This window comes from Microscilla marina ATCC 23134, assembly GCF_000169175.1.
Classification (GTDB): domain Bacteria; phylum Bacteroidota; class Bacteroidia; order Cytophagales; family Microscillaceae; genus Microscilla; species Microscilla marina.
The window spans coordinates 56,317-65,812 of record NZ_AAWS01000052.1 but is presented as its reverse complement, the minus strand read 5'-3'; the positions used below and the strand labels follow the sequence as shown (position 1 = coordinate 65,812).

Here is a 9,496-nt window from a genome sequence, read left to right as displayed (position 1 = left end):
TACAAATCAGTGATGTCATAAGGAGATGCCAGATTCCAGGCATAGTTTCCAAACTTCTTCGTAATCTTGCTTAAATACAATTTCTTTCCAGGAAATCGTCAAACTATTGTTAGTAGCATCCAAATTGATGTCAGCCACTTCGTTTTGAAACAACAGCATATTTTTTGAAGTTTAAATTGCTCTAAAATTTGGCACAAATAACGTTTATAAAAAAATCAAAACAAAATAAAATTTTGTGTTTTTTACAACTTATAATTTCCTCCTTTTTTCTTCGTTAATTCATTATTTTTGAAATATGCTTTTCTTCTAATTCTTCTATATTTTTCAGGTGTCATAAACGGGTAATTTACTGTTTGTACATAAAAAAAACACCCTCCAAAACTCATAAGAAGTGGGGGGTGTTTTTAATGATTGATTATTTGTAAGATTTTAAAATGTCTCGTCAAATCGAGATGATGATCTACTTTGGTTATATGGTAATGGTATGATTATAAAAAATGGTTATATGGAAAATGGTTTGCTAATTAATATTCAGTTGAAAGATGCTGGACAAGGCTAAATAGTTGCACTACTTTATAAAAAAAGTTCGGAAAGCTTGTGCATAACAGCTAACCTACTTACTATCAGTAAATTAAATATTGTTAATGAATTGTTAAGAAGTTGAAGCATTGAAATTAGCCTACTACAACAACTCCTCTACTATTCTTGTGGATGCATTGGCAAAAAACGTTGAAGCAATGAATTATAAACTGCAGAAAAATCTTCTCGACCTAAACCTTGCTTTATGGCTGTTTGGTATAAGTTTTTGCTTACATCTGTCGACAAGTTGGTAATATTATTTGCTTCAGCAGTATCAGCAAATAGTGTTATATCTTTATACATGAGTTCTAAAGGAAACTGTACCTCGGCATCGTGTTGCATTAACTTGTTTGCCTTAGACTTTAAGAAAGGTGCTGCTACAGGTAAATTGGGTAAAAACTCAAGTAAAAAACGACGATCCAAGCCTTGTTTTTCTCCTACTACCAGCGCTTCGGCAAAAGCCAGCATTCCTTGAGCCAAGAGGTAATTGATTAAAATCTTCAGAGCTGAGGCTTTACTAATGGCACCTATGTGTACTACCTTTTTACCCATCATCTCCATATAAGGGGTTGCTTGTGCAATAGCTGTAGTACCTCCTCCAACAAGAAATACCAGTTCAGCGTTTTCGGCATGGGACTTAGTACCTGCTACTGGCGCTTCTACAAATACTACCTCATGTTTTGAGGCTTCCTGAGCAGAGGCGAGGGCAAATGCTGGGCTTATAGTGGAGCAATCTATCCACAAGGCTTTCGACTTCATTTTCGATAAAAAGCCTGTCTGACCATAAGCAACGGCCTTCACTACTTGAGGACTGGCAAGCATACTAAATACGATGTCGGCTTCCTTGACTGCTTCGGTAGTAGTATGTGCTACTTTGGCGCCCAGAGCCACCAAAGGTGTGGTTGCTGCTAGAGAACGGTTATAGACCGTTAAATCTACCTTATGCTTTAATAAATTACTCGCCATGCGACTCCCCATGATGCCTAATCCAATAAATGCTATTTTCATCTTCTGATTTGATTTAGAGGTTTCTTGAATTATATAAAACAAAGTTACGGGGCTAACCAAGGATAATCTACTCCAAAATGATCAGGCATTGTGTTTTTGCGTCAATACTTTACATTTTTATGCTCTTGCAAAAGTTGTTTAGGTGTAAGTTGAAACTTCTTTTTAAATGCTTTGATAAAGTGAGATACGTTGTCATACCCTGTATCATAAGCAATTTGTGTTACGCTACTTTCAGCTTCTATTAACACTTGGTAAGCCTTATCAAGGCGTTTTTCTATCAACCACTTTTGTGGGGTGTTGTCAAAGCGGGCTTTAAACTCACGCCTAAAAGTAGATACACTTTTTCCGGTAAGATAGGCATAGTCTTCTACCCTAAGTGGTTTGTCGTAGTTGGCTTCCATAAATGTTTTGATATTTCGGGAGGCACCTTGTTGGGCTTGGCACAAAAAGTAAGGAAAAGTAGTGTTTTGAGCTGCTAATAAATACAACAATTCCAACATTTTCAATTGAATAAAAGCAGGCTGAATGAGTGGTATTTTAGGTAGTATGCGTACCAACCCTTGAAAGTATCCCATCACCAGGCTAACTTCAACAAAGGATAGATGGCTAGTTGGTTTTAATGAAACTCCTGAAGCGAAAGGGGCTTGTTCTAAAAAATGAGTGATGACATCGTCGCTTATAAAAAACAATATGCTCTCGAAACCTTCATTGTTGGTAAACAAGTCTGACACATTGTATAAGCCTTTGGGAAGAAAAGTCATTGTACCTGCCGGTATTTGTATGATTTGCTCCTCACAGGTAGTAATTTGCTGGCAACCTTTCGTTACCATAGAAAGTACAGCTTTACTAATGTAACCTTCACGGTTAACAGCGGGTTCAGATAATTGCTTTTTTAAAATAAAAGAGTTTCCATCACTTAATATCTGCTGGATAAAAGGCTGATGAAGTAATCTTTGAGGAATTGAGATCATATTATTGTATATTCGGAAAGAGCAGTTTAACTATATAAACTGCAGTCAAGATAAAATATTTTGACAGAGTTTTATCAAGTCTGCCATATTTTCTTGATATTAGAAAAAACCCTCTTTTGTCATTTTTTAGTCAAATACCTTATGAACAATACCAGAAGAACACTGTTAAGTTTGTTATTGATTTTTGGAAGCATAATTCATTGTCAATCGCAAACCTCTGACCAACCACTATACCAACGAGCAGAGCAACTGGCTCAAAAATTCATCATACTTGACGGACACATAGATACACCATACAGAGTAAAAATCAGTAAAGAGAATGTAGCCAAGCATACTTCTAAGGGAGACTTTGATTATTACAGGGCAAAAAAAGGAGGGTTAAATGCTCCTTTTATGTCTATTTTTATTCCGGCATTTTTTCAAAATAAAAACGGACGCGCTAAGTTTTTTGCCAATGCACTTATAAGAACGGTAGAAGAGTTGGCAGAGCGAAACCCTCAAAGGTTTGCAATGGCGCGTACTCCTCGTGATATAGAAAAACACTTTCGTAAAGGACTTATTTCATTGCCTATGGGCATGGAAAATGGAGCACCTATAGAGGGAAGGTTAGAAAACTTAAGTTTCTTTTACAAACGTGGTATAAGATACATCAGCCTTACCCACGGCAAAGATAACCATATTTGTGATTCATCTACCGATCCTCGTAAGACTTGGGGTGGTTTGAGTCCGTTTGGTAAAAAAGTGGTCAAAGAAATGAATCATTTGGGAATGATGGTAGATGTATCGCACGTATCTGATGAGGCTTTTTATCAGGTAATTAAACTATCCAAGGCTCCTGTGATTGCTTCACATTCTTCATGTCGAAAGTTCACGCCTGGGTTTGCCCGTAATATGACAGATGACATGATAAAGGCTTTGGCTAAAAATGGAGGAGTAATTCAAATTAATTTTGGAGCAATGTTTTTGAACGAAAGCTCGGGTAATGCTTATGTTAAAATGACCCAAATTCGTTCAAACCTAAAGCTTTCACCCCAAAAGCGCGAAGCTGCTGCTAAAGCATATATTAAACAACACCCATTAAAAGCTGACATTAGCGAAGTAGTCAAACATATTGATCATGTAGTACAAATAGCGGGAATAAATCATGTAGGATTAGGCTCCGATTTTGATGGCGTGGGGGATGCACTGCCTGAAGGCCTAAAAGATGTTTCTTTTTATCCAAACCTGATTTACCACTTACTTAAAAAAGGTTACTCTGAGAGAGCTATTGAAAAGATTTGTGCTGGCAATGTACTCAGGGTATGGAAGGCAGTAGAAAAACAGGCAGGAAAATAATCCTGCCTCACGCATTTGGCAAATTACAATGCTTTGTAAATGCCTTTGATATGCTCTTCGCTTAGATGAACATAAATACTGGCAGCTTTTTCAAGGGTAGCTTTATAACTTTCGGGGAGTTGTTTCACCACTTTTCCAGGGGTGCCCATAACCACAGAGTAATCAGGCACTACCATATTTTCAGTAATCAAAGCATTGGCACCTATGACACAGTATTTACCTATTTGAGCTCCATTTAACACTGTAGCACGCATGCCTATCAACGAAAAATCATCCACAGATGCTCCATGCACAATAGCCCCATGCCCTACAGTTACACTTTGCCCAATGGTCGTAGGCTTGCCTTCATCACAATGAATAATGCAACCATCTTGAATATTGGTGCGATCTCCCACTACAATCTGATCTTCATCGGCACGTAACACTGCCTGATACCAAACCGATACTTGATTGCCTAAGGTAACTTTGCCTACAACTGTAGCGTTGCTTGCTATAAAACCACCTTGCCCATGTTGAGGGGTATAGATAGTGGTTGTTTGAACAGATTCGGTTTCGTGCAATTTTGTTTCTCTGGCAGGCGGAGCGGCAACTTCTAACGCTCCATGTTCAGCCAAAATACTTTTATAATCCTCAAATTTTTCGTGTGCTTCGCCTATAATCCCAATCAACTTACCCTCCACAAGTTTGTCATCTTCTTGTGCCACTTTGTATAGTAATGTTCCCTCTAACTCTGATTTTATTTCAAGTACGGCTTTGTCACTTTCTACCTCTACCAATGGGTCATTTAACTTTACAAAAGACCCTGTTTTTTTTAACCAATGACTCAATATAATGTAGTCAGGCTCAACATCGTTCATTTTTGGAATCACTATAGCTTTTGCCATATCAGTAATTTGTTTAGGTATTAGATGTAAAGTAACCTTTTTTCAAAAAAAAGGCTATATGACAAGATACATTTATTTTTTCAACAACTTTTTCACTGCCTCTTTTTTCTTCATTTTTACTTTTACAAGATACATGCCTTCAGCAAGATCCTTCACAGACACAGGCATGTTGAGTTTTTTGTTTGTTTTGGTTCCTGTCCACACTTGTAAAGCCCTGCCTTTCGCATCAGTAATTACAACTGTATAACGCCCAAACTCTTCATTCGTCATCGTAAGTACTGCTTGGTTACTGGCAGGGTTAGTGGAAAGTTGTATGCTACTAGTACAATGGGGATTAAGTAAATAATGAATTAATTTGGATGGATTTTGTTCTCTAACGAATCGTTAAAATGGCGGATAGCCATAGCTATCTAACTTTTTGGCGATGAAGTAAGAGGGCAAAAGTCGCTGAATAAATCATTAGGAATTTAGTTCCCGTTGTACTAGCAAACTCAGCATTGGCAATGCCTGTGGTAGTATTGGGGGCTACATTAATCAGATTGGAAGTAGAAGAACAACCATTGTTAGATACTACAACAAAGTAGGTTCCATCCATGGTAGGTGTATACCGGGCGTTAGTTGCTCCATCAATGCTTTGATAGTCACGGTACCACTGATACCCTTGTGCACCACTCACGCTTGCCTGCATTTCTTTGGTTGTTGTATCAATGGTTCGGATAAACACCTGAAACGAAGATTGTACAATAACTACCAACGGAGTAGTAGAAGACTTTCGACAGTCTCCTGCAATCACTTGGCAATTATACTCTCCGGTTTCACTGGCAGTAAAAATAGGCAAGTTTGCGTTGGGGATATTAATCCCGTTTTGTTTCCACTGAAAAGTGGCGTCAGTTACATTGGTATTAACCACTAGTAAAGATGCTTTGCCTGAACAAATGGTGTTACTTCCTGAATTGTTGGTAACCAACACCACCAAGTTACACTCTACCTTAGCAGAACTTATATTACTATAAGCTGACTCTCCCCCTTGATTGCTTGCCCTTACCCGATAAAAATACGTAGAATCGGCTAACAAATCTGTACTACTGAAGCTAGTTATTCCGCCTATACTTGTGCAATTTCTGTCCAACCTGTTTCTCCATTTCGTCGTCGTTCTATCTTGAATATTAACTCATTACTGGAGTTATCTTGCCAAGTAAGGTCAAGTTCTGATTGAGAAACTGCGGTTACTTTAAGGTTTGTAGGAGGGTTGGGAACAACAAAAGTAGGGTCAATAGGAGTAACTACTGGAATACCAGAAGTATTGGGCGAACTTCCTTTGTCATTATAAGCCCTGAGTCTAAATAAATATTTTTGGTTAGGAATTAAACCGCTTACCGTATAACTGGTTGTAATTTCGTTTACACTATCAATTGGAAAAAACAGCAAATTGCCCAGTTCCACAGTTGTACGAGCAGTTTTTTGCCCATTGGTAAATGTTTCTGGAGGTAAAGAACGCCTTTGCCCTATGCCTTGTAAAACTGGCTGCTTCGATGGTAAACCCATCTGCCTTTCTTTTCGGCAGAAGGTGGAGTATTTATCGACCAACTAATCCCTAAAGATGTGGGAGATAATGGAGTAGATTGAATGTTGAAAGGTACCAAGGGTACATTGGCAGTAATACCAGAGGCAGTATTAGTACTATTGTCTGAGGGTCCATCATTATTGTATGCCTTTACCCGATAAAAGTACTTTTTTTGGTTAACCAAGCCTTTGTCTAAATAGGTAGTAATATTGGTAGATACAGTATCAATTACTTTCTCATCACTCCCAAACTGTTCGGTAGCACGGTAAATAATAAATCCAATTTCATTGTTTGAGTCATCTTGCCAATCAAGCTGAAGTTCACTGCCTGATACCGTAATTACATTTAACTCAAACGGGCTCAATGGGGCATTAGACAAAGTAGTAGCATTTACGGTATCACTAGGTGGAGATGAGCCCTCGGCTCCTGTAGCTCGTATGATGTAACGATAGGTCGTTTTGGAGTCTAACCCCTCGTCGATATAAAAAACTTCATTGGCAGCAAGCGTAGTAAGCAACACAAAGCTCATGCTTGTGTTACCTCGATAAACCTCAAAGCCCGTTTCATTGGTAGAATTGTCTTGCCATTCAAGTTGAATTTCGGTTTGTGACAGCGTCAAAGCATTGAGACTACTGGGCGATACAGGGGTATTCCCCAATGTTTTGATAATTGAAAGCTCGGTAAAGGGTGAATCTTCACCAACATTCAAAGACACTGCCTGAATTTTATATATGTAGGTAGGTAGAGTTAGAGTTTAAGCCTATGTCTACAAAGTTAGTCACGTCAACATCGGTAAGGTATACTAGTTCAAAAGAACCTGGTACTGGAGGGTTTGGGGGATTAGGAGGTCCACTAGGTTCTGCCCGATAAATCGCATAACCAAACTCAGTAGTGTTATTATCTATCCAGGTTAAAGATACCTCGCGTTGGGTACTTGTGATAGCAGTAATGACAGGAGTTTGTAGAGTATTGACCCCATCTGCTTCTAACAACAACTCAAATACAGAAAGCTCAGGATCATTGGTCGGAATAGATATTGTTGTGGCCTCTGTTGCAACTACTGTAGGTTTAAAACGCACCACAAACGTTGCACTCAATCCAGGGTTTACCTTTCTGGTAGGAATTTGTTGTACTATTTCAAACGCAGAATTACTTGACGTAATGTTGCCCACAAGTAAAGCCACCCCTCCAGAATTTTCAATATCAAAATGTACCTCTATAGAGTCCCCCACCGGAATACCACCAAAGTAGGTGCTGTCTTCGGTTTGGGCAGTCGTTGCACCAGAAGTTATCAGGTTACTATTACCATATATTTCAATCGTTGGAGGTACTGCATTTGCACTTCCAGTAATGGCAAAATTATACCAATTGTTAGTACCAGTGGCCGGGTCATTACTCTCAATTATAATGTTATTGGTATATGTTCCAGGTGAGGCTGCCGAAAACTCTATTTCAAATGTAGTGGTTTCTCCCGGACCCAAACTCGTTTTATCTGGTGGTGATGAAACCGTGTAACCATTGCCAGGGTTACTAAACTCTATAGCTGCCAGAGCTCCAGTCAAATTAAGTGTGCCACTTCCTTCATTCTTAATAGTAAAGGTCTGGTAGGCGGACTCTTGTCCAACGGTAATATCAACAAACTCAGTTCCATCACTGGGATCAGGAACATTGTCTTCATCTGCAATTAGCAAACCATTGCCAAAAACTTTCATCACTTGTGGAGGAGTCAAATCACCTATATACGCTCCCCCTTCTCCACTTACTCCTGTATTAGCCACGCCTACTATTTTAAACGAGGTCATACCTACCGCAAAAGCAGCTTCTTCGGTACCAGTGGCGTTGGCGGTAAAGCTGTTGGTATAGTTAACTATGGGAGATGACCCATTTGCTGATACCTGAAAAAGGTAAACCTGATTGTCTTGCACCATAATAATGGCATTATCAGTGCTCATTTTGTCTATCGACAAGCTATTAACAGATGCACCACTACGAATAGAAAAATCATTGAGTCCTTTGGTAATCACATCACCTGATGCAGTATTCTTAATACCCCTTACCTCGTTTCCATTGTTTTCATAGATATTGATATAGGCAGACGTATTGGTTACTGCTACATCGGTTTTACCAGCTCCAGCACTATTATAGATAGTAGTTGGGCTACCATAACTAATGTTTCCTGCGCCATCTATATTAGCTATGATATTTTTTATAGAAATCCCCCCGTCATTGTACGAGATCACTGCCTTGGTGTTAGAAAAAGCATCAACAGATATACCAGTGGTAGTGTTAGATGAGAAAGTAACAGGGCTTTGGGGAAAGCTGACCGAAACGCCTGCTACAATAGCTATACCTTGTTGTGTAACATTGTTTTGAGTATAAGTAATGAGGCATCGAGTACTCGACAACGCAGTGAGCCGTAGCTCTTCGAGAAAAAAACTACTGTGGTCAGCCGTAGGGATTGCCACCTTATTGGTAGTAGCGTTTAAGGTAATATTTTCTTCTGATACCGACCCTACTACAGCAAAGTATTGAGGCTCAGACTCCCCTCCATCGTCAAAAGCAATCATAAACTTTGAATCGTCTAACCTTGCGATGTCCAGGTTTTGGGAGGGTTGTGATGCCAAAGTAACCACCAATGCTTGCGATCCAAAAGTAATGGTTCCAGTAGGGGTTAGCTTTCCTGCAATTACATACCTGTCGTTGAGTGGCACCGCGTCATACACTACCACAAAAACACTGTCATTGATTCTGGCAGCCCGCAAATTATGTACTGCATCAGTTTCAAATGTATATTCGCTGCCCAGTGGCAAAGTAGCAGGAGTTGCCAATAACTTCTTACTATTTAAATAGTTTACTAACTGAGGAACAGAAGCGTGCTTTTGTGCATATTTTTTAACCTTCTTTTTCCAATGCAAGGTATCAGTAGGAGTAAAAGCATAAGAAGGTAAAATGTATGTAACACACAATAACAAAACACCCATTGCACGCCTGTAAGCGTTAAAATAACGTTGCCTGAAAATTTTCATTATTAAACGATTAGCAATTGTTTTTGAATAAATGTTGGGTTGGTTGATATAACAATTTACGATAAATTCATTGTTCAAGTAAAGGGTTAATCCCTTATTTTTTTTAGAGGCAATCTCAGGTAGGAACTT

General features: G+C 38.9%; 10 protein-coding genes. 1 reads left to right on the top strand and 9 read right to left on the bottom strand.

Going from position 1 to position 9,496, the window contains the following annotated elements:
• Positions 1-15 precede the first annotated feature (15 nt).
• The 3 genes from M23134_RS41490 to M23134_RS30710 all read right to left on the bottom strand — a co-directional run bounded on the left by M23134_RS41490 (position 16) and on the right by M23134_RS30710 (position 2,558).
• Positions 16-159, bottom strand: coding sequence for a hypothetical protein (locus M23134_RS41490; protein WP_157558730.1), 144 nt, complete (start codon positions 157-159; stop codon positions 16-18).
• A 540-nt stretch (positions 160-699) separates the two neighbouring features.
• A complete protein-coding gene (locus M23134_RS30715; RefSeq protein WP_262492925.1) occupies positions 700-1,629 on the bottom strand; it encodes an NAD(P)-dependent oxidoreductase in 930 nt (309 codons plus the stop codon).
• A gap of 59 nt (positions 1,630-1,688) precedes the next feature.
• Positions 1,689-2,558, bottom strand: coding sequence for a helix-turn-helix domain-containing protein (locus M23134_RS30710; RefSeq protein ID WP_002703248.1), 870 nt, complete (start codon positions 2,556-2,558; stop codon positions 1,689-1,691).
• Positions 2,559-2,699: 141 nt separating this feature from the next.
• On the opposite strand from M23134_RS30710, the gene M23134_RS30705 reads away from it, so the two are divergent.
• Positions 2,700-3,893, top strand: a complete 1,194-nt coding sequence (locus M23134_RS30705; protein ID WP_045114662.1) for a dipeptidase — start codon at positions 2,700-2,702, stop codon at positions 3,891-3,893.
• A gap of 23 nt (positions 3,894-3,916) precedes the next feature.
• Here the strand turns inward: M23134_RS30705 and M23134_RS40655 are convergent, their stop codons facing one another.
• The 6 genes from M23134_RS40655 to M23134_RS30675 all read right to left on the bottom strand — a co-directional run bounded on the left by M23134_RS40655 (position 3,917) and on the right by M23134_RS30675 (position 9,367).
• On the bottom strand, positions 3,917-4,777 hold the full coding sequence (locus tag M23134_RS40655; RefSeq protein WP_002703244.1) for a biotin/lipoyl-containing protein: 861 nt from the start codon (positions 4,775-4,777) through the stop codon (positions 3,917-3,919).
• Between the two features lie 72 nt (positions 4,778-4,849).
• Positions 4,850-5,092, bottom strand: a complete 243-nt coding sequence (locus M23134_RS30695) for a T9SS type A sorting domain-containing protein (RefSeq protein WP_262492926.1) — start codon at positions 5,090-5,092, stop codon at positions 4,850-4,852.
• Between the two features lie 91 nt (positions 5,093-5,183).
• The gene (locus M23134_RS30690) at positions 5,184-5,852 is read right to left on the bottom strand and encodes a hypothetical protein (RefSeq protein WP_002703239.1); all 669 of its coding nucleotides are present in this window, start codon (positions 5,850-5,852) and stop codon (positions 5,184-5,186) included.
• Positions 5,853-5,881: 29 nt separating this feature from the next.
• Entirely contained in the window at positions 5,882-6,322 is a 441-nt protein-coding gene (locus M23134_RS30685) for a fibronectin type III domain-containing protein (protein ID WP_002703237.1), read from the bottom strand.
• Positions 6,283-7,056 carry a fibronectin type III domain-containing protein gene (locus M23134_RS30680; protein WP_002703234.1) on the bottom strand — a complete coding sequence of 258 codons (774 nt, stop codon included), beginning with the start codon at positions 7,054-7,056 and terminating at the stop codon, positions 6,283-6,285. Before M23134_RS30680 ends, M23134_RS30685 begins: the two co-directional genes overlap by 40 nt.
• Before the next feature lie 10 nt (positions 7,057-7,066).
• On the bottom strand, positions 7,067-9,367 hold the full coding sequence (locus M23134_RS30675; RefSeq protein ID WP_045114660.1) for a choice-of-anchor D domain-containing protein: 2,301 nt from the start codon (positions 9,365-9,367) through the stop codon (positions 7,067-7,069).
• Positions 9,368-9,496: the final 129 nt, after the last annotated feature.

Coding starts and splice junctions, on each gene's coding strand:
- M23134_RS41490 (WP_157558730.1), bottom strand. CDS start 159: ATGCTGTTGTTTCAAAACGAAGTGGCTGACATCAATTTGGATGCTACT.
- M23134_RS30710 (WP_002703248.1), bottom strand. CDS start 2,558: ATGATCTCAATTCCTCAAAGATTACTTCATCAGCCTTTTATCCAGCAG.
- M23134_RS30705 (WP_045114662.1), top strand. CDS start 2,700: ATGAACAATACCAGAAGAACACTGTTAAGTTTGTTATTGATTTTTGGA.
- M23134_RS40655 (WP_002703244.1), bottom strand. CDS start 4,777: ATGGCAAAAGCTATAGTGATTCCAAAAATGAACGATGTTGAGCCTGAC.
- M23134_RS30685 (WP_002703237.1), bottom strand. CDS start 6,322: ATGGGTTTACCATCGAAGCAGCCAGTTTTACAAGGCATAGGGCAAAGG.
- M23134_RS30675 (WP_045114660.1), bottom strand. CDS start 9,367: ATGAAAATTTTCAGGCAACGTTATTTTAACGCTTACAGGCGTGCAATG.